Source organism: Pseudomonas sp. FP198 (genome assembly GCF_030687895.1).
Taxonomy (GTDB): domain Bacteria; phylum Pseudomonadota; class Gammaproteobacteria; order Pseudomonadales; family Pseudomonadaceae; genus Aquipseudomonas.
Window position 1 is genome coordinate 812,339 of the sequence record NZ_CP117452.1, and the last position, 24,737, is coordinate 837,075.

A 24,737-nucleotide genomic window follows, 5' to 3' on the forward strand; every position below is an offset into this window, starting at 1 on the left:
GCGCCAGGACTTACCAGGCTGCGTTGCCATTCCTCGCCGTAGCGGGCTACGACTCGTCATGGCGCCTTGCCTGGCAAGCCCTGGCACTCGAATTTGAGTGCGCGAATTAACCGTACAGGCCACCGGGTTCCTACCGCTGCGCGAGCAGTGGCTATGCTATAGTTCGCGCCCTCATTTTTACCCGCCGATGTGTTTCGCCAGCCATGACCAAACGTGAAGCTCCAATCTACAAGGTGATTTTCCTCAACCAGGGCCAGGTGTTCGAAATGTACGCCAAACAGATCTATCAGAGTGATCTGTGGGGCTTCCTGGAGGTCGAGGAATTCGTCTTTGGCGAGCGCACGCAAGTGGTCGTCGACCCGAGCGAAGAGAAGCTCAAGGCGCAGTTCGAAGGCGTGGTGCGCAGCTTCGTGCCGATGCACTCGATCGTGCGCATCGACGAGGTCGAGCGCCTGGGCACGCCGAAAATCAGCGAAGCCCGTGGCGCGGTCGGCAATGTCATGCCGTTTCCGATGCCGATGCCTGACAAGTAAGACTCAGCACCGGGTTGCCCCCAATCGCGAGCAAGCTCGCTCCCACAATGGAATGCTGGCGTACACAAATTTTGTGTCTACAGAGATCCTACTGTGGGAGCGAGCTTGCTCGCGATGAGGCCATCCAGGCCGAAGCAATAATCAGGGCAGCGGCGAAAACGGCGTGCGCCCGTCGGCGTTCTGCAGCTCCATCAGGTATTTGCGAAAGATCTGTCCCAGCACCTGGGTCGCTACTTCCAGCTCGTCGCGGGGCATCTGCTCGGCGACTTCGTCGGCGGTGTCCAGTGCCTCTTCGGCGCCGTTGACCGCCGCCATCTTCAAGACGATGTAAGCCTGGACGTTGTTGGCCGGCACACCTTCGCCATGGAAGAACATGCCGCCAAGCTTGAATTGCGCCTGGGCGTGGCCTTGCAGCGAGGCTTTTTCGAAATAGTCGAGGGCTTGCTTGAGGTCGCGGGGCGCGGCCTTGCCGTCATAGTAGAACTCGCCCAGCTCATATTGCGCTTGGGCATCGCCCTCGTCGGCGGCTTTTCGACAGGCGTCGAGTGCCGGTGCCAGATCTTGTGGCTGGGTGTTGAGCGTGCAACGGCCCATCGCCGGGATCAACAACGAGTTGCCGCCTGCCTGTGCGTTGGCGAGCAGGGGCTGAAGGAGCAACAGGCAGCCCAAGGCAAGGGTGCGGCCGGTGCGGTTCATGGGAATCGACTTACCTCTGAGGGGCGCGTGGACCCTCCGGGGGATCCAATAAGCGCGCATTATGAAATAAGCAGGGCCATCCTTACAAAGTCTTTACTCGTTTTTCTGCTGCGAGGGAACGATAGCGGCCACTCGTTGGGCAAATACCTGGAAAAAGGCATCCCGGGGCAATGGGCAATCACTGACGCTGGTGTCAGCCAGCGTCAGTCGTCCACACGTTTACTTCAGCGCAGCAAAGGCCCGCTCGGCCGCGTCGAGGGTGATCTTCAACTCGGCCTCGCCATGGGCGATGGAGGTGAAGCCGGCCTCGAACGCGCTTGGCGCCAGGTAGACGCCGCCCTCGAGCATCAGGTGGAAGAAGCGCTTGAAGCGGTCGGCGTCGCTGGCCATCACGTCGTCGAAGGTCACGATGTCATCGGCGCCACTGAAGTACAGGCCGAACATGCCGCCGGCCTGGGTGGTGACGAACGGAATGCCCGCCGCATCGGCGCGTACTTGCAAGCCGTCGAGCAGGCGAGTGGTGAAGTCGCTCAGCTCGGCGTGGAAACCCGGACGGCTGATCAGGCGCAGGGTGGTCAGGCCGGCGGCCATGGCCAGCGGATTGCCCGACAATGTCCCGGCCTGGTAGACCGGGCCCAGCGGGGCGATGCATTCCATGATCGCGCGCTTGCCGCCGAAGCAGCCTACCGGCATGCCGCCGCCGATGATCTTGCCGAAGGTGCTCAGGTCCGGCGTCACGCCGTAATGAGCCTGGGCACCGCCGAGGGCGACGCGGAAGCCGGTCATCACTTCGTCGAAAATCAACACCACGCCGTGCTGGTCGCACAGGCTGCGCAGGCCTTCGAGGAAACCCGGCGCTGGCGGCACGCAGTTCATGTTGCCGGCCACCGGCTCGACGATGATGCAGGCCACTTCCTGGCCGACTTCCCCGAGCATTTTCTCGACTTCTTCGAGATCGTTGAACGGCAGGGTCAGCGTGTGTTTGGCAAATGCCGCCGGTACGCCCGCCGAGCTGGGCACGCCTTGGGTCAGCGCGCCTGAGCCGGCCTTGACCAGCAGGCTGTCGGAGTGACCGTGGTAGCAGCCTTCGAATTTGATGATGCTGTCGCGCCCGGTGTAGCCGCGCGCCAGGCGGATCGCGCTCATGGTTGCCTCGGTGCCGGAACTGACCATGCGCACCATTTCCATCGATGGCACGATGGCGCAGACCAGATCGGCCATTTCGGTTTCCATCGCGGTCGGCGCGCCATAGGACAAGCCGTGTTGCAGTTGCTTGCGCACCGCGTCCAGCACGTCCGGATGGCTGTGGCCGAGGATCATCGGGCCCCACGAACCCACGTAGTCGACGTAGCGCTTGTCGTCTTCGTCGGTGACATACGCGCCCTCGGCGTGCTTGAAGAACAGCGGGGTGCCGCCGACGCTCTTGAACGCACGAACGGGTGAATTCACGCCGCCGGGGATGTGTTTCTGAGCGTTGGCAAACAGGGTTTCGGAACGGGACATGGTAGGGCTCTCGAAATCGGGAAATGACTATTTGGTTTGCAGCAGATCGTTGAAGGCGCGGGCGCGGCGCGTCACCTCAGCCGTGCTGTCGGCGCCGAACAGGCCATGGATCACCGCGAGCAGGTCGACGCCATGGGCCACCAGCGGGGCGGCGTTTTCCAGGGTGATGCCGCCGATGGCGCACACCGGTATATGCAGTTTGATGCGGGCCTGTTCGAGCAGTTCAAGGTTTGCGGCGGGCGCCCCGGGCTTGGTATTGGAGTTGAAGAAGCGCCCGAACGCGACGTAGCTGGCGCCTTCCCGGACGGCCTGTTCGGCCAGTTCCAGGCTGGCGTGGCAAGTGGCGCCGACGATTGCCTTGTGCCCCAGCAACGCCCGTACCGGCGCCAGCGGGCCATCGGTCTGGCCCAGGTGGACGCCGACGCCCAGGCGTGCGGCCAGTTCGGCGTCATCGTTGATGATCAATTGGGTCTTGTAGCGCTCGCACAGGTTGCGCAGCGCCTCGGCCTCGCGCAGACGCCGGGCCTCGTCGCTGCTTTTGTCGCGGTATTGCAGCAGGGTCACGCCACCTTCCAGCGCGGCTTCCACATAGGCGAGGAACTTGCCGGCCAGCAACTGGCTGTCGGTGACGGCATAAAGGCCACGTAGTTTCATTCCACGGCTCCTTTGCTACGAGCAGAAATCCAGCGGCAGGCGACGCGGGACGAACTGGCCTTTGCCCAGTTGTTCGGCATCGCGCAGGGTGCGCCAGGTGTAATCCAGCGCGGTCTTCACCGCGCTGGAGAGCTGTTCACCCTGGGCCAGCCGGCCGGCCAAGGCGCTGGCCAGGGTGCAGCCGGAACCGTGATAGCTGCCGGGCAAGCGCTGGCAGGTGAAGGTCTCGCGGCGTCCGTCGCGGCTGTACAGGCGATTGTGGACTTCATGTTCATCGCCGTGACCGCCGGTGATCAGCAGGTGCTTGACGAAGGGCAGCAGTTTTTCGGCGCATTCATCGGCGCTGCCTTCCGGCAGTTCGGCGAGAATGCGTGCTTCAGGAAGGTTGGGCGTGGCGATGATCGCCAGCGGCAGCAGGCGCTCGCGCATGGCGTAGCCGACTTCATCCTTGCCCAGCCGTCCGCCACCACCGGCGCGCAGCACCGGGTCGCAGACCATCGGCAGATGTGGATGCGCCTGGAGCAGCTCGACCACGGTGTCGACCATTTCCAGCGAGCCGAGCATCCCCAGCTTGACCGCCGCGACGGGCGAATCGTTGAGCACGGCATTGGCCTGGGCCAGCACCCACTCGCGATCGAGTACGCGGAAATCGCTGACATTGACCGTGTCCTGCACGGTCAACGCGGTAACGGCCGGGGCGGCATGACAACCCTGGGCGAGCAGGGCTTCGATATCTGCCTGCAAGCCGGCGCCACCACTGGGGTCGTGGCCGGAGAGACAGAGGACAACGGGGCGGGAGTTGTAGATATTCATGGTGCGCGAGCTTATCACCAAACCCCATTTATCGGTGATCGGGCTCTGAGGGTTTTACGCGAGATTTCCTGCTGGCGACTGTTTTTGTGGCGAGGGAGCTTGCTCCCGCTGGGGCGCGAAGCGACCCCCGGCTTTTGGGAGCGCTGCGCACTGGAGCGCCAGCCCGGTCCAGCGGGAGCAAGCTCCCTCGCCACGGGAAATCATCTTCGTGGGCGTTTTTATCAGATCAATTCAGAGACCTGACCAAAGCAACAGCTCTATCTCAACGCTTGGCGCTGAGACGCCCGTGCTAGAGCCTTTTGTCGGAAAAATTTCAATGGTGCAAATTGGCCATCAACGGCTATGCTACGGATGGATCCAACCAATAACAGGTAATGCCGGTTTTACGTCTACTCAGGGAATGGGGGGCTTCCTGACTCAACCGGACAGGCCACGCTGGGGCTTTAATGCGCTATTTGCTGATGTTGCTGCTGTGCTTGTCCCCCTTGGCAAGCGCCCTTGAATTCGATGAATCTACCCGAAGCCTGCCCTTGGGCCATGCCTTGCAGGTGTTCGAGGACGCCAGCGGCACGGCCACCCTCGAGGATGTCCTGGCCCAGGCCGCGGCCGGGCGCTTCAAACCCCACGACCAAGCCACGCTGAACGCAGGGTATTCGCGCTCGGCGTTCTGGCTGAAGATCGACTTGCACTACCGCCCGGGCAATCCCGGCGCCCAGCGCACCTGGCTGCTGGAGCTGGCGTATCCGCCGCTGGACCGCCTGGACCTGTACCTGGCCGATGCGCAAGGTGCGTATCGCCTGGTTCGCCAGACCGGCGATGCCTTGCCGTTCGCCAGTCGCGAGGTGCGCCAGAACAATTACCTGTTCAGCCTGGATTTCCAACCCGATCAACGCCAGACCGTGTATCTGCGCTTGCAAAGCCAGGGCTCGATCCAGGCTCCGTTGACGCTCTGGTCAAGCACCGCGTACCTGGAACAGCAGCCGGTGCGTCTGTATGTGCTGGGCATCATCTATGGCGTACTGCTGGGGATGCTGGTCTACAACCTGTTCATCTACCTGAGCGTGCGCGACACCAGTTACCTCTATTACATCTTCTATATCGCCTCGTTCGGCCTCTATCAATTGTCGGTCAACGGCGCGGCGGTTGAGTATTTCTGGCCGGACAACCCTTGGTGGGCCAACGCCGCGACGCCGTTTTTCATCGGTTGCGCGGGGGTGTTTGGCAGTCAGTTCGCCCGCAGTTTCCTGCAAACCGCCCAGCACAGCCGCTGGCTCGACCGATTGCTGCTCGCGCTGATTGCCTACGGCGCGGTGGTGGTGGGCCTGTCGTTGATGACCAGCTATGCGCTGGCGCTGCGCCTGGCGACGGCGCTGGCCCTGGTGTTCACCGTGGTGATTTTCGCCGCCGGCTTGTTCGCCTGGTGGCGGGGGCTGCGGGTGGCGCGTTACTTCATTATCGCCTGGTCGGCGTTTCTGCTGGGGGGCGTCGTCAATACGATGATGGTGTTGGGTTACCTGCCGAACATCTTCCTGACCATGTACGCCAGCCAGATCGGCTCTGCAATCGAGGTGGCGCTGTTGTCCCTGGCCCTGGCGGACCGCATCAACGCCATGCGCGAGCAGCAGGCGCAGACGCTGTTCGACGCCGGGCAGAAACTCGAAGTGCTGAACCAGCAACTGGCCCAGGGCAACAAGCTCAAGGATGAATTCCTCGCCACGTTGACCCATGAGCTGCGCACGCCGATGAATGGTGTGATCGGTTGCCTGGAACTGATGGAAACCGTCGAGATGGACGAGGAGCTCAGCCAGTATCAGCAGACCGCAGCCGGTTCCGCGCGGGACATGATGCGCATGGTCAACGGCATGCTCACCCTCACCGAGTTGCAGGCCGGCAAGCTCAAGGTCTATCCGGCGCCGTTCAGCCTGCGCAGTGTGATAGAGGCCCTGCAGGTGCAGTTTGGCGCCAACGCGGCGACCAAGGGCCTGGATTTCAAGGTCGATATAGCGCCCGGCCTGGCGGACCGCTTGTTGGGTGACAGCGGTAAATTGGCCCAGTGCCTGGAGTGCCTGCTGGACAATGCCATCAAGTTCACCCGCGTCGGTGGCATCGCGCTGCGGGTCAGTGGCCGGACGTCGGAGCTCGATCGCCTGGTGCTGTCTTTCGCCGTGATCGATACCGGCATCGGCTTTACCGATCTGGGGGAGGCGACCCTGTACCAGCGTTTTTTCCAGCTCGACGGCTCGATGACCCGCGAATACGGCGGCCTCGGCGTCGGCCTGGCGATTTGTCGGCAACTGGTCGAATTGCTCGGCGGGCGCCTGACCCATACCTCGGAGCCGGGGCGCGGTAGCCGCTTCCAGCTGGACGTGGAATTTGACATCGCATTGCCTGTGGCCGTCCCGGCAACGTTTCCTGGCGGCGGACGCCGGGCTGCGCGGTTGCCCCAGGATTGCACGGTGCTGCTGGCCGACGACAACAACATCGACCAACTGGTGATGCGCGGCATGTTGCTCAAGCTTGGCTACCGAGTACGCACCGCTGACAGTGGCCGCGCGGCGCTGGAGCTGCTGCAGGGCGACAGTTTTGACGCGGTGCTGCTCGATTGCCAGTCGACACCATCGGATGGCGTGTCGGTCTGTTGTCAGATCCGTGCGTTGTCAGGCTGCGAGGATTTACCCGTGCTGGTGGTCAGCCCGAACGTGGACCAGGCGCATTGCCCCGCGGGTAGCCTGATCGATTACCTGAGCAAACCGGTGAAATTCGAAGCACTGCAGGCGATTCTGCAACGACGGGTACTTTGTCCGAAGCAGGGTGAAAGCGCCGGTACTTAGGCGGATATGCCACTTTGATCGGCCAGGAGGCGGTGCTTAACTGACCTCTGTTGGCCGACCAAGGAGCCCCGTCATGAACCTGCACCAGTTCGCCGAAACCCACGACGTCACCAATCAGCCACCGTCCCTGGATGGCGTCAACCTGTACCGTATCGACCTGCCACTGCAAGAGTGGTCGCGGCGTTTCGGCGCAGGGTGGGCGCAGGCGCGGATCGATGCCTACGGTGCCCTGGCCGGCGGGCCGTTGATGGAGGCGGGGTTCCTGGCCAACCAGAACAAGCCGATATTTTACAGCCACGACCGTTACGGCCATCGTATCGACCTGGTGGAATTTCATCCTGCCTATCACGAGCTGATGCGCACCGCCATCGAACATGGCCTGCCCAGCCTGCCGTGGGCCCATCCGCAACCTGGCGCGCATGTCGCCCGCGCCTCGATGACGTACCTGCACAGCCAGGCCGAAGCCGGCACCGGTTGTCCGTTGACCATGACCTTTGCCAGTGTGCCGGCCCTGCGCCTGCAACCGGACCTGGCCGAGCGCTGGCTGCCGAAAGTGCTCGCCACCGAATACGATCCACGTAACGTCGGCATGGCCCACAAGGCCGGGGTCACTCTCGGTATGGCGATGACCGAGAAGCAGGGCGGCACCGATGTGCGCGCCAACACCACCAAGGCGTATCCGGTGGGCGCCAGCGGTCCGGGCCAGGCCTATGAGCTGGTGGGCCACAAGTGGTTCTGTTCGGCGCCGATGTGCGATGCCTTCCTGACCCTGGCCCAGACCGACAAAGGCCTGACCTGCTTTTTGCTGCCGCGCCACCGCCCTGATGACACCCGCAACCAGTTCTACATCCAGCGTTTGAAAAACAAACTCGGCAATTGCTCCAACGCCTCCAGCGAGGTGGAGTTCCGCGGTGCGCTGGCCTGGATGGTCGGCGAAGAGGGCCGAGGCGTGCCGACGATCATCGAGATGGTCGCCATGACCCGCTTCGACTGCATGGTCGGCTCCAGTGCCCTTATGCGCCAGGCCCTGACCCAGGCCAGTCACCATTGCGCGCACCGCAAGGTCGGCGGCAAGTTGCTGAGCGAGCAGCCGCTGATGCAGAACGTACTCGCCGACCTGGCCCTGGAAAGCGAAGCTGCATTGGCGCTGAGCTTGCGCATGGGCCGGGCGCTGGATCATTTGAACGATGAGCATGAAGCCAAATTCGCCCGGCTGGTGACGGCGGTGGGCAAGTACTGGATCTGCAAACGCGCCCCGGCAATGATCAACGAGGCGGCCGAATGCATGGGCGGCGCCGGCTACGTCGAGGACAGCATCCTGCCGCGCCTGTACCGCGAGGCACCGGTCAATTCGACCTGGGAAGGCTCCGGCAATGTGCAATGCCTTGACGTCTTGCGCGCTCTGTCCAAAGAGCCGGGTGTGTTGGAAGTGCTGTTCGACGAACTGGGCGACGGCCATGGGGATCAACGCCTGGCGGCCCATATCGACCGGTTGCACGCAGCGTTCAAGGACACCGATGACATCCAGTATCGTGCCCGGCAATTGACCGAAGACATCGCCGTCGGCCTGCAAGCCAAGCTGCTGCTGGAAGCGGGGAACGGCGACGTCAGCGATGCCTTCATCGCCAGCCGGCTGGGTTCCACTGGCCGGGTCTACGGCGCGTTGCCCCGCGGCCTGAATGTCGAAGCCATCGTCGCCCGCTCGACGCCGCACGGCTTCTAGGGGTACCGCGAAACCCTTGTGGGAGCGAGCTTGCTCGCGATGGCATAGTCATAGCCAACCGCTGTGATGGCTGTTACACCGCTATCGCGAGCAAGCTCGCTCCCACAGGGATTGTCGGTGAATGATCGCGCGCGCCAATACGCCACTGTTCCCGTCGGCCCACGATGCAGGCAAGATGAAGGCCTGCAAGTCAGAACACAGGAAGCTGATCGTGACCGAAGCGTTTATTGTCGTTCAAACCGCCGAGCAAGCCGTGGACCGGCTGGCGGCCCTGCACGAGCGTGCGACCACCGCGCTGAACCAGGCGCTCAAGCGTTATCTCAAGGACCGCATCGAGCCGGATGCCGAGCAACGCGCATTGTTCCGCTATCCGGCCCTGCGCCTGACCTACCATTGCCATGGCGAAGTCCCGCAGACCACCCGCGCCTACGCCAAGGTCCAGCTGCCGGGCACCTACAGCGTCACCGTCACCCACCCGGCGGCATTTCGCAAATACCTGCTCGAACAGCTTGTCCCGCTGATGCACGACTTCACCGTCACCGTCGAGGTGGGCGTCAGTGAGCAGAACATTCCGTACCCGTATGTGGTGGAGCAGGGCGATGAACTGGCCGGTTCCGGCGTGACTGCGGCGGTGCTGGCGCGGGTGTTCCCCAGCACCGACCTGTCGGCCGCCACCGATGGCATCGCCGATGGCCTCTACGATTGGGAAAACACCGACCCGCTGCCCCTGGCGCTGTTCGACGCCGCGCGGGTGGATTTCTCCCTGCGCCGGCTCGTGCATTACACCGGCAGCGATTGGCGCCATGTGCAGCCCTGGATCCTGCTGACCAACTATCACCGCTATGTCGACCAGTTCATCGTCCACGGGCTGGAGCAGTTGCGCAGCGATCCGCGTTTCGTGCGCATGGTGCTGCCGGGCAACGTGATCATCGACAAGAACATGGATCACGGTGAAGCCTCGGCCATCGCCGCTGGCGTGGTCTGGCATCGCTACCAGATGCCGGCCTATCACTTGCAAGCCAGCGATGGCCACGGCGTGACCCTGGTGAACATCGGCGTGGGTCCGTCCAATGCCAAGAACATCACCGATCACCTGGCCGTGCTGCGTCCGCATTGCTGGCTGATGATCGGCCACTGCGGCGGCCTGCGTCAGTCCCAGACAATCGGCGATTACGTCCTGGCCCACGCCTACATGCGCCGCGATGGCATCCTCGACCGCGTGGTGCCGCCGAACATCCCGATCCCGGCCCTGGCCGAAGTGCAGCTGGCGCTGCAGCAGGCGGCGGCGAACATCACCGGCGAAAAAGGCGACGAGCTGAAAAAACGCCTGCGCACCGGCACCGTGCTGACCTACGACGACCGCAACTGGGAATTGCGCTGGGCCCAGGAGCGTCCGCTGATCAACCTGTCCCGCGCGGTGGCGGTGGACATGGAAAGCGGCACCATCGCCGCCCAGGGTTATCGCTTGCGGGTGCCGTACGGCACGTTGCTGTGCGTCTCGGACAAGCCGCTGCACAGCGAGATCAAGCTGCCAGGCTCGGCCAACGCGTTTTATGAGCGGGCGGTCAACCAGCACCTCAAGATCGGGATCGCGGCGCTGGACCTGTTGCGCAACGAACTCAACTCGTTGCACTCGCGCAAACTGCGCAGCTTCGACGAGCCACCGTTCCGCTGATGCCGTCCTGAACGGTGGTTATTTAACGGTCGGGCCACTAGCATGTCGGCCTCGACCGTTGGATATTCTTGCTGCCATGCCCCGTCCTCCACGCCCCGCTTCCCGCCGCCCTGGCGCGAAGCCTCCCGCTTCCACCCCGCGCCGTGTGGCCAAGGCGCCGCCGGCCGAAGCGAAACTGATCGTGTTCAACAAGCCTTTTGACGTGCTGACGCAATTCAGCGACGGCGAAGGGCGCGCCACGCTCAAGGATTTCATCGACGTACCGGGCATCTATCCGGCCGGTCGGCTGGACCGCGACAGCGAAGGATTGCTGTTGCTGACCAATGACGGCCAGTTGCAGGCGCGCATTGCCGATCCCAAGCACAAGCTGGCCAAGACGTACTGGGTACAAGTCGAGGGCGAACCGAGCAGCGAACAATTGCAGCGCTTGCGCGATGGCGTGGAATTGAATGACGGCATGACGCTGCCGGCCGAGGCCCGTCAGCTGGACGAACCGCAATTATGGCCGCGCAATCCACCGGTGCGCTTTCGCAAAAGCGTGCCGACAAGTTGGCTGGAACTGGTGATACGCGAAGGGCGCAACCGTCAGGTGCGGCGCATGACCGCCGCGGTGGGCCTGCCAACCCTGCGCCTGGTGCGGGTCAGGATTGGTGACTGGACGATCGAAGGGCTCGATCAGGGCCAATGGAAAGAGGTACCGGCGCGTTTATAACGAGCCGGATTCGATCAGGCCGATCACCACGCTCTTGATGATGAACGCCGCCACGCCCAGGCCGAGCACGAAAAACAGGATGAACGAGCCGAAACGCCCGGCCTTGGATTTCTTCGCCAGGTCCCAGACGATGAACCCCATGAAAATGATCAGGATGCTGACCAGTCCGGTCATCATCCACTCTTCGAAAACAGCAGGATCCATCGGCGCACTCCGGCGTGGGCGGGGTTGAGAAGGCAGGGCGAGTATACGGCATGGCGGCGGGGCGCAGGATCGGGCTGCGGCGGTGTGTCGCAGCCCGGATAATCATGGGCTGTTTTTTGTGGTGAGGGAGCTTGCTCCCGCTCGACTGCGCAGCAGTCGCAAACCGCTCGAGATTTGGGGTCGCTGCGCAACCCGGCGGGAGCAAGCTCCCTCGCCACATAAGCTCTCAGCTGCGCAGGTGGGTAAGCGGCAGCTCGGTGCTGTTGAGCACCTGGTTCAGCACAAAACTCGAACGCACGCTGGTGACGCCTTCAATCCGGGTCAGGTGGCCCAGCAGCAGCTTCTGGTAATGATCCATGTCCGGCACCACCACCTTCAGCTGGTAGTCCGCGTCGATGCCGGTCACCAGGCTGCATTCAAGCACCTGCGGCAGGTTGCGGATCGCGGCTTCGAAGGTCTCGAAGCGGTCGGGGGTGTGCCGGTCCATGCCGATCAGCACGTAGGCGGTCAGGCTCAGGCCGAGCATCTTGCGATCGAGCAGGGCAACCTGGCGGGTGATGTAGCCGTCGTCTTCCAATTGCTTGACCCGCCGCGAGCAGGGGGAGGGCGACAGGCCGATGCGCTCGGCCAATTCCTGGTTCGAGATGCGCGCGTCGCGCTGCAATTCCGCCAGGATGCTCAGGTCGTAACGGTCGAGTTTGCTCATTGAGCGGGCCTTTATCCGGTTAATTGCGGAAGATTATCCATCCAAGGGTAAAAATTGCGCAAGTAGTGTTTATTCAAGCAATCTTAGCAATCATCTGTCGACGCCTCGGGCCTATGCTTACCACCAAGATCACTGCTCGGACAAACAGTCCAGTGCAGCCCGCCCAATCAGGCCGGCTGCGGTCGCAGTACCCATCGGTACTGGCAGACCCCCGAGCTGCACACTGTCCAGAAGACGGCGTGAGGTGAGCCGATGCCACAAGCGTCGCGCACGGACTAGATTCTCAAGGGGAGGCCGACGGGCCTCCCTTTTTTATGGGCGGCTTTCCTGCGCCCGCCTAGGGCTGCGCATAACCGCAAGCACGCAGGCGCTGGTGGGTCAGGCGTTTGTCCGGGTAATCGGCGCCCCAATTCAGGTGCTGGTCGTAGCGGGATTTGACATGGGCGCAGGCGGCCTGGATGCGCGCGTTGGCTTCGGCCACTTGAGCCTCGGACAGGCGATTCATTTTCAGGCTCTGGAAGAAAGGCTGGATGAACGCCTCGTCCAGATCGTAGCCCCGGGCGCCTTCGGGCAAGCGCTGACCAGCACGTACATGGAAAGGCTGCTGCAGACCGCTCTGGTTTTCCCAGCACCAGTACTTGACGACCTCTTCCCAAGTACCCGTCGGGCTGTGCCATACGTTGTGAAAGCGCAGGCATCGCATCCCTTGGCGAGCGACCCAGTCGATCTCTTGTGGGCGAGGCTCGTTTAAATCCAGATCCATCAGTGCTCGTTTGTTCTGCAGAAATTGCTCGGGAGAATAGAGGTCCTCTACGTCGCCATCGAGCCGGCCCTCTACGATCAGGAACAGTGATGACGCCAGGACTTCAAGCTCACCTGCGCGAAAGCTGCCGGAGGCGCCTGCCGACTGTATATCGCGGCGCTTGTCGTAGGTGAAGCCGCTTTTCAGCGTGCCGCAGGCCGTGTGTCGCAGCGGCCCGGGCAGGTCATAAGAGAAGCGCGGACTGAGCGTCACCCGCTGTTCTCCCACTTCACACAACATACGGCTCAGGCGTCGATCGTCTTCGTATACCAACGGCGTCTGCCCACAACCCCACAAGGTCATGGGCAGCAACAGCAGGGCAAGTCGCCTTGGCTTCAAAGTGAAGCGCCGAAAGCGTTGCCGTTCTTGTCGATAAAGGTCGGCACGATGTAAGTCTTGCTCTTGGTTCCGTCCGGATTGGTGGTGGTGCCGTTCTTGAAGTCTTGCTGCAATTGACTGGCGCCGTTTCCGCACATCGATTGAACCTGGCACAGGTAATTGGAGTGTGGGCTTTCCTTACCCATGAGGCCCGGAAGGGTGAATACGGCCCCGAGGAAACGACTGATCGGATCGTTGGAATTCATCGCGTTGCGTCCCAGGAAGTCGGACACCGAGTCGGTCATGGGCAACATGCCGAAGAACACCTGCTTGTCTGGCCGGTTGACCTGGAACACCGCGTTATCGGTGGTGTTGAAGCCGGCTTTCTCCGCGGCGGTAAAGAACTTTTGCGCGTATACCGGTGCACCGGAGAGCTGGATGCTGCCGGGGTTCTTGCTGAAATCCAGGCCGTCGAGGGCACGGTAGGTAAGCAACGCCCCCTGACTGTGGCCGACCAGGTCCAACTTGAAGCCCTGGTCGATGCCTGACTGATAGAACTCATGCAGCTGCTGGGCGTTACCGGAACGCTTGATGTCGCCCAGGTTCACGTCCCACGCCGATTCCAACAGGTCGCCGAGGAAGCCGTGTTCCGGGTTGTAGGCCTGCATATAGTTGTCGCGGCCGGTTTGCATGCCGCCGTTGACCAACGCCGCCTCGAACGAGTTCTGGATGCCGTTGGTGGCAACCGCTCCCGGCGCATCGGGACGCAGGATCATGTCGAATTTGGTCTTTGTCAGGTCCAGCAGGGGCTTGCCGGTTTCCGGGTCCATGGCAACGTTGCCATTGGCATCTTTCTGATAGACCAACTCGGTGCGGTAGAAACTCATGTCTCCGCTGAGCAGCACAGGCAACTGCGTGGCTACGCCACCATGGCTGATAACGCCCGGCATCAGGCCCAGGGTCCCGTACGAGGTTTTGTCCATGGCGCTTTGCATCACGCCCGGAATCCAGGCCAGAGGTGCCAGGCCTGGATTTTCAGCCAGCGCCTGCTCGGTGGCCTTGGTCAGGTTGCCGTAGTTCTTGAACAGATCAGAGCTGTTCTTGCCATAGTCCTGCAGCCCTTTTTTCCACCGATCCAGGGTCTGCGACGGGTTGGCTACCGAATTGAGCGACGACTCGCTCACGTAGAGCTCGGTGCGTTTTTCCTTGTCCCGGGTGATGTCGTAGGCCTTGGTCAGGTCACGGTTGAGGCCGGCGATGGAATCCTGTCCGGTCACTGCGTCGTTGCGCACGATGATGTTGCCCGCGCCGACGGTGGCGCGCACGTCCTGCTCGCGCTCCTTGCGGTAGTCGTAGCCGCTCACGCTCCAGCCGTTGAAACCTTCCTTGGGCGCGCCGCTCAGGCTCTTGTCGCCGGTGAACGCCACATCCTTGCCGCCGGTGGCCTTGGCGCCGTCACCCGCGTCTGCGCCCCAACCAAAGGCACCGCCGACATTGACGTAGTAGCTGTGCTCCTTGTCCTCGCCGTTGATGTTGCGAAAGCCCAGGGTGTTGGTGTCGAGCTTGAGCTTGCCGTTATCGGCGGCGATCAGCGCGCCGTCGATCTGGGTGTGCTTCTCGGTGCGGATATCCACGCCGTTTTTACCGGTGATGCTGGTTTGCTGCTCCACCCAGTTGGTCTTGCCGGTGGTCTTGCCCACACCCACCGAGCCGCTGACCCCACCGCCACCGGCCAGGCCGATGCTGACGGTGACGCTGGCATCAAATTGCTTGCCGCTGACTTTGCCGGTGTCCGGCACCGACGACACCAGCAGGTCCCTGCCCACGCGGCCAACCACTTCGTTGGCGCGCAGGTTCGCGCCAGCGATAGTGGTGTCGTTGCCGCTGTTGAAGCGCAACTGGTTCCCCGCATAGAGGTAGGCAGTCTGCTGTTTCTCAGTCTCGCGCTCCAGCTTGCCCTTGCCCATGTCGACGCTGGCGTAGACCGCGATGAAGTCCTCGCCGCCCAGGGCGAGGCCGACCTCGCCGCCACCGCTGCGGCGGGTGGATTGACTGTTGGAGTCGTTCTGCGCGGCGCGGATGTTCAGGTCCTTGCCGGCACGCAGGTCGATGTCGTGGCCGGCGATCACCTGGGTCCCGACCATGTTCAGGTTCTCGCTGGCCTCGATATTGGTGTCACGCCCGGAAAGCAGCACGCTCGGGTTGTTGGTGCCCTGGGTCATCTCTTCGCTGGCTACGCCATTGCTGCCGCCGATCCCGGCGCGGGCACTGCCGCCACCGCTCTGGCCGTTGATGCCGCCCTGGCTGCGGGTGGTCTGGCTCTCTTCGTTGATCTCGCCACGGGCCACATCCAGGTTGACGTTCTTGCCCACCAGGGTGATGTCGCGCCCGGCTTCGAACTGACTGCCACGGACATTGAGATTGTTACCGGCGACCGCATTGATGTCGCGGCCGGCGCTCAGGGTCGAGGGGATGTTGTCGCGGATTTCCGAGCGCGAGCGGGTGCCCTGGCTGGCCGAGCCGAAGTGGGTCGCGCTGGTGGGGCCGGAGGTGAACGAGTTGATGGCGTCCACGGTGCTGAGCACGCTGGAGGCCTTGCTGACGTTGTCTTCGCCTTTACCCGTGCCGCTGATGGCATCCTTGGTATTGCCGTAGTTGTGGCTGATATTCACGGTCAGGCCGTTGCGATCGCGCGTCTTGCTGCGTTCCTGGATGAAGGTTTCATCGGCGGCATCGACGTTGATGTCCCGCGTGGCCTGCAGGTTGATATCGCGCCCGGCGTCCACGCCCGCGCCTTCGAGGGTCAGGTCGCGCCCGGCCTGGACGGTCATGTCCTGGCCAGCCACCAGTTGGCTGCCCGCGGCGGTCTGCTGGGCATCGCGGGACTTGACCTTGGTAGCTTCGCGCCCGGCAAACGCGGTGAAGCCGTTGCGGTCGCTTTCCAGTGACAGGCCGGCCTGCTTGGTGGATTTCCAGTTGCTCTGGTCCTGGCTGTTGCTACCGGCCAACACATTGACGTCGCGGCCGGCACCGACTTGCAGATTGCGCCCGGCCTCGGCGGTGCTACCGATCATGTTCACATCACGGATGCTCTGTACGGTGACGTCGCGCCCACCCGTGACCTGGCTACCGACACTTTGGGTCTGCAGGTTTTCCTGACCGGCCTTTTTTGCCGAGGCGACGGAAATGAAATTGCCGGAAGTGCTGAAACCGATTTTGCTCTTGTACTTCTCGCTGTGGCTGGTTGACTCATTGGCCGCGTCCATCAGGTTGACGTCGCCATTCTGGTTGATCATCCCGGCACGCAGTTCGGCGTCGCGTCTGGCATCGACTCGGCTGGCGGACAGGTTGACGTTGCTGCCCGCGACCACCACCGTGTCATTGCCGGCGTTCAACTCGCTGCCCACCTGAGTGATGCTGCTGGAGCTGCGGCTGTTGCCGCTTTTGCTCAGGCCGAAGCTGCCTTTTTTCTTCACGCTGTAACTGCTGTCGGCCTGCTCTTGCGCCGACATCAGGTTCACATTGCCAGCACCGCCCACCAGCAGATCATTTCCGGCCTTGAGCTGGCTGCCGATCACGCTCACGTCCTGTCCGCCGGTGAGACCGATGCGCCCGTCCTTGTCCTGGGTGATGTTGACGGTCAGGTCGTGTCCGGCTTCGAGGCGAGACGCTACGTTGGTGGTCGCCGAGTCAGCGCTCTGGGTGGTCTTGCTTTTACCCCAGGAGCCTTTTTTCTTCTGGTAGAACGTCGAGGACTGTTCGTCCAGCGCCGAGATGATCGCCATGTCATTCCCGGCCTTGAGTGCCATGTCATGACCCGCCTTGAGCTGGCTTGCGACAATTGCCATGTCGCGCCCGGCGGTGACGGCCAGGTCGCCACCGGTGGTCACGCTGGAGCCGAGGTTTTTCACCGTGTCGTTGGTGACCAGGCCACGACGGATCGCGCTCTGGGTAAAGGTGTGATCCGTTACCGCGAGCATTTCCACATCGCGGCCGGCGTTCAGGCTCGCGTTGCCGTCGCTGTGAATCTGGCCCTTGTTGGTCAGGTCACGTCCGGCGTTGACGTTCAATTGCTGACGGGCACTGATCAGGCTGCCTTGGTCGAGGTTGGTCCGCGAGCCCGAACCGTAGAGCACCTGCATGGCCGCACGTTCGTTGACGATGTCGCCTTTGATTGCGTTAAGGTCGACCTGATTGCCGCGCACTTCGCCGCCCAGGGCGTTGCGAATACTGTTCTGGGCCATCAGGCTGACGCGCTCGCCGGCTTGCGCCAGGCCGCCTTGATAAAGGTTGTTGCCGGCTTCGACCGTCAGGTCGTTGCTGGCTCGCAGCGTACCGACGCTGGTCAGGTCATTGCCGGCCAACAGGTTGATATCCCGGGCTTGTACCAGGCTGCCGCCACGCAGGTTGCGCGATTCGGCCTGGGCCAGGTAGAGCACCGGTACCAATACATCCTGGCCCTGCACCCGGCGGGTTTCCATCCAGACGATGTCGTGGGTCAATGCGGCTACTTGCTGGGAAGTCAGGGCGACGCCCACGCTCAACTGCAACTGATCCTTGGAGGCGACGGCATTGTCCATCAGGTATTGGTACTGGTCGTAGTCGCTGGTCAGGCTGCCCGCGAGGAAGCGTTGACCGGTCTGGGCCAGCACCGCTTCGCGAATCAGGCGGGTCTCGTACAGGCCATCGCCCAGTCGACGCCAGCTGCGGTCGTCGTTGTAGCCCAGCAGGCCGAACATGTAGTCGGAACTCATGAATCGCGACAGGTTGGTCAGGTTCGGGTTGGTCTCGATCAGATAACGGCTGTTCGGATTCTGGCTGCGTACGAACAGGCCATAGTCACCTTCCGGCAAGCGGTAAGTGGCAAGCGCCGTAGGGTCGACCGCAACGAAAGGAACGCCCGCGAAGTCCACGGGCACGAAGCTGACCTGGGTACTGCCGTCGGCGGTGACGCGCTCGACACGGCGGACATCGGCCGCTACCTGGGTGCTGCCGCCACTGCCCAAGGCGTTGACCGTGATGGTCTGGCCGCCGAGCAGGCCAACCGTGTTGCTCAGGGTCTGGCCGGTCAGTTGGGCGGTGGCCTGTTGGGTCAGGGTGCCGTTTTCAATATTGCCGGAAACGTTGAGGTTCAACTGGCGTCCGGACTGCAGGGTCGAGGCGTTCGCGGTCTGGGTGCCGGTATGCACGACGCTGCTCTGGCCAATGAGCGGGTACTGGGTAATCGCCGCAGGAATCGGTTGCTGCTGGTCCGGAGCGCTGCCGGCATTGGCGGCGTTCCAGGCGTGGGCGTTGGACTCTGCCCAACGGAAGTCGCCTTGCTTCACACCGTGCAGGAAGTAGGTAGTGCTTTCCACGCGTTGGTCGAGGGTGGCGCCACGGTTGTAGAAATTGGTGGCGTTGACGAAGGCGTCGCGGTTGGCTGCTATCAGGCTTTGTTTGTTCTCCACCGTGCCGGCGTTGATCAACAGGTCACGCCCGGCAATCAGTCGCGCGCCAGGAGAATCCTTGATGATTTTGCCCAAGTAAGTGCTGTTGACGATGAATGTCGCGGTGTGGTGGTCGCCGGAGCAATCGGTGCAGTTGATGTCGATGCGGCGACTGACCAGCGATTCGCCGAGTTCGAACTCATCCTTGGTATTTTCCAGGCTGGCGACATTGAGGTTCATGTCGCCTTCGCTTTCGATGTTCGCCGAGCGGTTGCTGAGACTTTGCGCCTGGCCGCCGTCGAGGCCGGCGAAGCTCAGGTTGCCCTTGCTGTAGATGTCGCCGTAGAGGTTGCTCAGGGTGGCGCCGCGCAGGTTCATGTCGGCGCCGCTGTAGATCAGGGTATTGGCCGAGGGTGCTGATGCCGCCGCCGGCGAAGATGTCGAGCTGGCCCATTGCGCCGAGGGTGCCGCGGTTGCTGACCTGGGTCGCCTGGACCTTGAGGTTCTGGTTGGCGATCAGGCGCCCCAGGTTGTCCAGCCGGCCGCGCAGCTCAAGCGTGGTATCGCCGCCACTGGCTATGCGGCCGTTATCCTGGAGCAGGTTGCCGGCCGAGAGGCTGACGGCCTTGGCTGCCGACAGCAGGCCGGCGTTGTTGAAGTCCCCGGTGAGCGTCAGGCCCAGGTCGCCGTCGCTGAGTATTTCGCCGCTGCTGGTCAGTGTCGCGGCGCTCAGTGCAAGGCCGCTGGCACTGGCGATGCGATCGCCGGCCAACAGTTTGAGATCGCCATTCACGGCCACGTCCAGTGCGCCGTTGAGTTGCAGGCGCCCGGTGCCATCGACCGAGGTTATGTCCAGGTCACCGCTGCCAAGACCGATCAGGCTGCCTTGGTTGCCGGTGAGGCTGGCCAGGTCGACCTTGAGCAGTCCCGTCCCGGCGTGCTCGATGCTGCCGGCCTGGTTGTTCAGCGCGGCGGCCTTGAGGTTGAGAGCCTGGCTGGTGATCCCGATGGAACCGCCCTGGTTGTTCAGGGCGCCGCTCAGCAGGATCTGGCTCAGGTCGCCGCCAATGGCGCGGATACGGCCGGTGGCGTTTTCCAGGTTGCCGCCGGTCAACAGCAAGTTGCCGCCCGACTCGATCAGGCCACTCTGGTTGTAGATGTTCGAGGCACTGAGGGTCAGGTTTTTCGCGCTGATCTCGCCACCCGCCCGGTTATCCAGGGTAGAGCCCTGGCTGTCGAGCAGGCCCTGGGCATAAAGGCGGCCGGCCTGGTTGGTCAACTGGTCGACCAGCAGTTTCAAATTTCCAGCCTGGGCGTTGATGAGCCCGGCCTTGCCGGCCAGTGCGCTGTTGTTCGCCGTTGCGGCCGCTACCTCGATGCTGTTGCCCTGCACAGCGCCGCCCTGGTTATCCAGGGCACCCTGGGCAAGTTGCAGGTCCACATGACCCGCCTGCGCCAGCACCAGGCCTTCGCTGTTGTCCAGGGTGGTGGCGGTGACCTTCAGGCCATCGACGCCGGACAGCAACTGGCCCTTGCGGTTATCCACAACCGTGCCTTGAACATCCAGGCGCTTGCCGGTCAGCGTGCCGCCCTGGTTATCCACTCGGCTGGCCTGGGTCACCAATACCGATGACTCGCCGCCGTCGATCAAGCCCAGGGCATTGTTCAGCACGCCTGAGACTGCCAGGCCGATCGATCCGCCGGTAGCAATCACCGCACCCTTCGCGCTGTTGTCCAATTGAGTGGCGGTGACGCCTACGCTTTGGCCGAGCAACACGCCGGCTTGGTTGTCAATAACGCTGCCGTTGACCTGCAAATGACCGTCGCTTTGTACGCGACCTTGATTGTTGAGAAGTTGCCCGGGCGTTGCGCCTTGGTCGCGCAGCGTCAGCAATGCGCCGCCGGCACCGGCCAATAACAAACCCTCGGCGCGGTTATCGATGCGTCCGGCGTTGAGGGTCAGTTGGTCACCGACGATGCGGCCGCCACGGTTGTCCAGCAGGCCGGTTTGAGTCATCAGCAACTGCCTGCCGGTGATCACACCTTGCTGGTTGTCCAGCCCGGCAGAGGTGATGTCGAGATCGCCCAGCCTGGATTGCAGGTGACCGGCGTTATTAGCCAGTTGCTGCGTCACGATCATGCTCAGCTTGCCGGTCTCTGCGCTGAGCACGCCTTGGGTGTTGCGCGTGAGGTTGCGCAGGTGGGTGGTGAGTTGTCCACCGTTGACGGTGCCCTTGAAGTTGTCCAGGTCGCGGGCAGTCAGGGTTGCGACGCTCGTGCCTTGCAGCAGGCCTTCAGTGTTGTCCAGGTCCTGCGCGTTGATGACAAGGTCTTCGGCGCCGATCTTGCCCTGCTGGTTGTTCAGGGCGCCGTGGCTGACCAAGGTCATTTTTTTGCCCACCAGGGTGCCGCCGGTGTTGTCCACGCTGGCCGCGTCCACGTTCATGGCAGCGGTTGCCTGGATCCGGCCACCGTTGTTGAGCAATTCTTGAGCGATCGTCAGGTCGGTATTGCCCAGCTCGGCGCTGAGCAAGCCATTGGCGCTGTTGTCCAGGCGATCTGCGGTCAGTTGCAAATGATCGGCGACAATCTTGCCGCCCTGGTTGAGCACCTTGGCGGCGCCGATTTCCAGCAGGCCCTGCGCTTGTAGCGTGCCGCCGGTGTTGTCGAGCTGGCCGGCGACTTTGATGGTTGCCTGGCCGACGCTGGCGGCAATCAGGCCGGCCTGGTTGCCCAGGCGATCAGCGGTTACTTTCAGTTGGTCGGCGATTACCGAGCCGCGCAGGTTATTCAGTTGCCTGGCGTTCAGTTCAAGGCTTGCGCCGGCCAATTCGATACGGCCGTCGGTGTTATCCAGGCTGTTGAGGTTGAGAATGGCGGACTGGCCGTCACCGAAACGGATCAGGCCGCCCAGGTTGACGATGGCAGGCGTCACCAGGGACAGCGAGTTCACGCCCAGCACCCGCGCTGCGGCACCCTGGTTGACCAGGCGATCGCTGGTCAGGCCGACGATGGCGCCCTGGAGAATCCCGTTCTGGTTGTCAATGAACTCGGTGGCCTGCACCTGGAGGCCACGACTGGCAGTCACCGTACCGGTGTTGCTCAGTTGCCGCGCGGTGAGGGCGACGTCGCCGGTCGGGTTGCGCGTGTTGTCCGGATTGACCCCGGCTTCGATGATGCCGCCGTTGGTTACCTTGCTGGCGCTGGTAATGGCGACCTTGTCCCGGGCAGCGATGCTCTTGCTGATTGTCACGTTGCCCGGGGTCTTGATATCGACCTGGGTGCCGGCATAAACCTTGCCCTGAACATCCACGCTCTGCCCGTTCACGGCGATTGCCTGGTTGGCGCTGGCATTGTTCAGGCTGACCTTGCCGTTGGCGTCGACCTGGATGTCGCCGGCGCTGGCGGCCATGTCGCCGGCCAGGCGTACCCCTACGCCTTTCTCCGTGCCCACCAGGCGTATCGCCCCGGCGTACATGCCGCCCAGTGCCGAGCTGTCGATGGCCAGTTGCGGTTTTTCGCTGCCATCGTCGGCGCGAGCGGTGGCGCTCAGGTTCTCGGCGTTGACGTCATTGCGACCGGTCACCACGTTGAGGTTCTTCGCATGGATATTGGCGTTGAGCTTGGCGCTGCGAGTGATCAGCTCGAATTGGTCGACCTCGCTGGCATCCAGGCCGGTGCCTTCGATGCTGATGTCACCGCCGTCGACCTGGAAGCGGTCCAGGCGCTCGCCGTCCAGGACGGGTTTGCCGGTGGTCAGGGTCGCGCGCGGGGTGTTGATGAAACCACAGCCGCTGCAGGTGATGCCGTTGGGGTTGGCGACAATGACGCGCGCCGCTTGCCCGGCGACTTCGGTGTAGCCGGCCATGTGGCTGCGATTACCGCTGGTGACTTCGTTGAGGATCACCTGTGCGGCCTGGCCTTTGAGGTTGTCGTTGCCCAGGATGATGCCGCCCAGTTGCGTGCGCTGGGTCTTGCCGGTGGCGTTGTTGAGGATGACGCCATTCTGGCCGACGTTGTAGTCGGTGAACTTGTTATGGGACAGCCCGCTGCCATTGGCACCGTTGATATTGATTACCGGTACGCCGTTGCCCGCCGCGCCAATGCTGGTCTTGCCACCCGCTGCCGCGTCGACGGTGAGGCCCGCTGCTGCGACGACCAGGGGATTGAGCAGCACAATCGAGGCCAGGGACAGGGCGATGCATTGAGACAGTGGGGTACGGACGTCCATGTGTGAGTCTTCCATTGACAAGTGCGAATCGGATATCAGAAAAACAGATCGACGCGGAAATACACCGGACGTTCGCGTTTCTCGATAATCCCGGGGCGTTCCAACGAGCGGGCGAAGCTCACGGAAGTGGCCAGGTGCTTGCCCCTGGCATTGAGCTCCAGGGCGTTGCCGGTGACGCGGCCACGTTCATCGGGATTCGAGGAGGTGCCCTCGATCACGCCGACGTCGTAGGCAAACGCCACGCCGTATTCCTGTAATACCGGCTGCAAGGGTTGCCAAGTCACGGGCCGGCGCCAGCGTAACTGGTTGCGCCAGTAACCGCCGCTGTCGCGGTCAGGGTCTGATCTTGCAGGCCACGTACCGAAACTGACACCGCCGAGGCTGATTCGTTGCGGGCTGTAGAGTTGATCTTCGCTGCGTTGGCCGGTGGCAAGGCTGTCGAAGCTGAAGCTTTCGCCCCAGAGGCGGAAAGGCTGTAAGTAGCTCAGCGTCAGGCTGTATTTGTTGTAGCGCGACTGCGGTTCGTCGTGAGCGCTGTCACGCTGGGCATCCAGCGCGCCGATCCCCTGTTGCCATCCGGCGTCCAGGTTGATGAACGCGGTCCCGATGCGCCGGCCATGGTTGAGGCTCAACTGGGTCTCGGTGATGGTCACGCTGGAGGCGTCGATGAAGTTGTCGTCGACGTAATTGCGTGTGCGCAGTTGGCTGAGGCCGAAGCTGATGCCGGTCTTGCTGACGTTGTCGCGGTGCAAGACGCGCTCGGCGCGTACTGCGTGATTCTTGCTGGTGCCGTCATAACCGAATACGTAGCCCTGGGCGTTGCCGCTGGCGCGGTAGAAGCTCTGGCTGTAGGCGTAATTGAACGTCCACCAGCCGTAGGGCACGCTGTAGTAAAGGCTCTGGTTGTCGGAATGGCGCCAGTGATCGCTGACCGCGTCCTGGTTGGCGCGCAGGCTCAATTGGTCGGCCAGGCCCAGCGGGCTGTCCCAGTCCAGGCCCAGGCCCATCTGCTGCTGGCCGGTGCTGCGGTCGCCGTCGTTGTTGCGGGTAGCCGAGACCTGCCAGGGTTTTTCACGTTCGCCCTTGAGGCTGATGCGACTGCCGCCGACTTGCTCGCCCGGAGTCAGCTCCAACTGGGCCTGGCGGGACGGCAGACGGCCAAGTTGATCCACCAGTTGTTCCAGTTCCCGCAGGTTCAGCGGCGCGCCAATCTGGCCGGGAAAGGTCATCGTCAACTCGCGGGGACTGACGATGGCGGAGCTGTCGAAACCTTCGAGCTGCCCCTCGACCACAACGATTTTCAGGACGCCGCCCGAAAGATCCTGCTGCGGCAAGTAAGCGCGCGTGGTAACGAACCCGCGTTCCAGATAGTGGTGGGTCACAGCCTTGAGCAGGGTATTGATCTGCCCGAGCGACAGGCATTGGTTCCGATATGGCTTGAGCAGTTGATCGCGCATGTCTGCATCGAGATGGTTCGCACCTTCAAGCTCGATGGTCTTGATGTCGAAGCAGCGGCTGTCGTCGGGGCTGGCCGGCTCAGGTGGGGGCAACGTCTTGCCGGGCAGTTGTTGAAGCTCGTCGAGGCGTTTTTGTTGTTCCTGCAGCAGTTGCTGCTGGCGGTCACGAATCAGATCGCGGTCCCCAGGACTTTGCAGGGGCGCGGCGTTGGCGAGGGAGGTAAAAATTGCACCAGCAGCGAAAAGGTGCGAAAGACTAAAGCGGGTCATGCCTTCATTCCCTTGAACGGCTAATTGCGACGGATGCCAGCGGTCGTTTCAGGCGCAAAAGTCCATGCGGCCCGGTTAAATCGGGGGCATCTTAAATCTTTAAACTTCGTGTAATAAAAAAGCCTGAGGTAAAGCCGACGAACGGTAGTTGTCGTTTGATTCGCTTTAGATGGTGGCATA

At 62.6% G+C, this 24,737-nt stretch carries 13 protein-coding genes and 1 pseudogene; 5 read left to right on the top strand and 9 right to left on the bottom strand.

Going from position 1 to position 24,737, the window contains the following annotated elements:
- Positions 1-203: 203 nt before the first annotated feature.
- Entirely contained in the window at positions 204-533 is a 330-nt protein-coding gene (locus tag PSH78_RS03845) for a DUF1820 family protein (protein WP_305498606.1), read from the top strand.
- Between the two features lie 141 nt (positions 534-674).
- On the opposite strand, the gene PSH78_RS03850 is transcribed toward PSH78_RS03845, so the two are convergent.
- The 4 genes from PSH78_RS03850 to PSH78_RS03865 all read right to left on the bottom strand — a co-directional run bounded on the left by PSH78_RS03850 (position 675) and on the right by PSH78_RS03865 (position 4,199).
- The gene (locus PSH78_RS03850; protein ID WP_305498608.1) at positions 675-1,229 is read right to left on the bottom strand and encodes a tetratricopeptide repeat protein; all 555 of its coding nucleotides are present in this window, start codon (positions 1,227-1,229) and stop codon (positions 675-677) included.
- A gap of 219 nt (positions 1,230-1,448) precedes the next feature.
- On the bottom strand, positions 1,449-2,732 hold the full coding sequence (gene hemL, locus PSH78_RS03855) for a glutamate-1-semialdehyde 2,1-aminomutase (RefSeq protein ID WP_305498609.1): 1,284 nt from the start codon (positions 2,730-2,732) through the stop codon (positions 1,449-1,451).
- A gap of 27 nt (positions 2,733-2,759) precedes the next feature.
- Positions 2,760-3,386: a thiamine phosphate synthase gene (gene thiE, locus PSH78_RS03860; RefSeq protein WP_305498610.1), complete on the bottom strand. Its 627-nt coding sequence runs from the start codon at positions 3,384-3,386 to the stop codon at positions 2,760-2,762.
- A 15-nt stretch (positions 3,387-3,401) separates the two neighbouring features.
- Positions 3,402-4,199 (bottom strand): hydroxymethylpyrimidine/phosphomethylpyrimidine kinase, encoded by a 798-nt coding sequence (locus PSH78_RS03865; protein WP_305498611.1) that lies wholly within the window; start codon positions 4,197-4,199, stop codon positions 3,402-3,404.
- 446 nt (positions 4,200-4,645) lie between these two features.
- Between PSH78_RS03865 and PSH78_RS03870 the strand changes: the two genes are divergently transcribed.
- The 4 genes from PSH78_RS03870 (at position 4,646) to PSH78_RS03885 (ending at position 11,140) form a co-directional block, all read left to right on the top strand.
- Positions 4,646-7,030 (top strand): hybrid sensor histidine kinase/response regulator, encoded by a 2,385-nt coding sequence (locus PSH78_RS03870; protein WP_305498612.1) that lies wholly within the window; start codon positions 4,646-4,648, stop codon positions 7,028-7,030.
- A 73-nt stretch (positions 7,031-7,103) separates the two neighbouring features.
- On the top strand, positions 7,104-8,753 hold the full coding sequence (locus PSH78_RS03875) for an acyl-CoA dehydrogenase family protein (protein ID WP_305498613.1): 1,650 nt from the start codon (positions 7,104-7,106) through the stop codon (positions 8,751-8,753).
- Positions 8,754-8,928: 175 nt separating this feature from the next.
- The gene (amn, locus tag PSH78_RS03880; RefSeq protein WP_305501175.1) at positions 8,929-10,428 is read left to right on the top strand and encodes an AMP nucleosidase; all 1,500 of its coding nucleotides are present in this window, start codon (positions 8,929-8,931) and stop codon (positions 10,426-10,428) included.
- Positions 10,429-10,573: 145 nt separating this feature from the next.
- Positions 10,574-11,140: a pseudouridine synthase gene (locus PSH78_RS03885; protein WP_305501176.1), complete on the top strand. Its 567-nt coding sequence runs from the start codon at positions 10,574-10,576 to the stop codon at positions 11,138-11,140.
- Here the strand turns inward: PSH78_RS03885 and PSH78_RS03890 are convergent.
- The 5 genes and pseudogenes from PSH78_RS03890 to PSH78_RS03915 form a co-directional block, all read right to left on the bottom strand.
- Positions 11,135-11,344 (bottom strand): DUF2788 domain-containing protein, encoded by a 210-nt coding sequence (locus PSH78_RS03890; protein WP_305498615.1) that lies wholly within the window; start codon positions 11,342-11,344, stop codon positions 11,135-11,137. The genes PSH78_RS03885 and PSH78_RS03890 overlap by 6 nt on opposite strands.
- A gap of 226 nt (positions 11,345-11,570) precedes the next feature.
- Entirely contained in the window at positions 11,571-12,050 is a 480-nt protein-coding gene (locus PSH78_RS03895; RefSeq protein ID WP_305498616.1) for an Lrp/AsnC family transcriptional regulator, read from the bottom strand.
- 337 nt (positions 12,051-12,387) lie between these two features.
- Positions 12,388-13,191: a hypothetical protein gene (locus PSH78_RS03900; RefSeq protein WP_305498618.1), complete on the bottom strand. Its 804-nt coding sequence runs from the start codon at positions 13,189-13,191 to the stop codon at positions 12,388-12,390.
- Positions 13,188-22,830, bottom strand: a pseudogene (locus PSH78_RS26570) (hemagglutinin repeat-containing protein). The gene PSH78_RS03900 and the pseudogene PSH78_RS26570 overlap by 4 nt, the downstream one beginning before the upstream one ends.
- Positions 22,831-22,865: 35 nt before the next feature.
- A complete protein-coding gene (locus PSH78_RS03915; RefSeq protein WP_305498621.1) occupies positions 22,866-24,557 on the bottom strand; it encodes a ShlB/FhaC/HecB family hemolysin secretion/activation protein in 1,692 nt (563 codons plus the stop codon).
- Positions 24,558-24,737 lie beyond the last annotated feature (180 nt).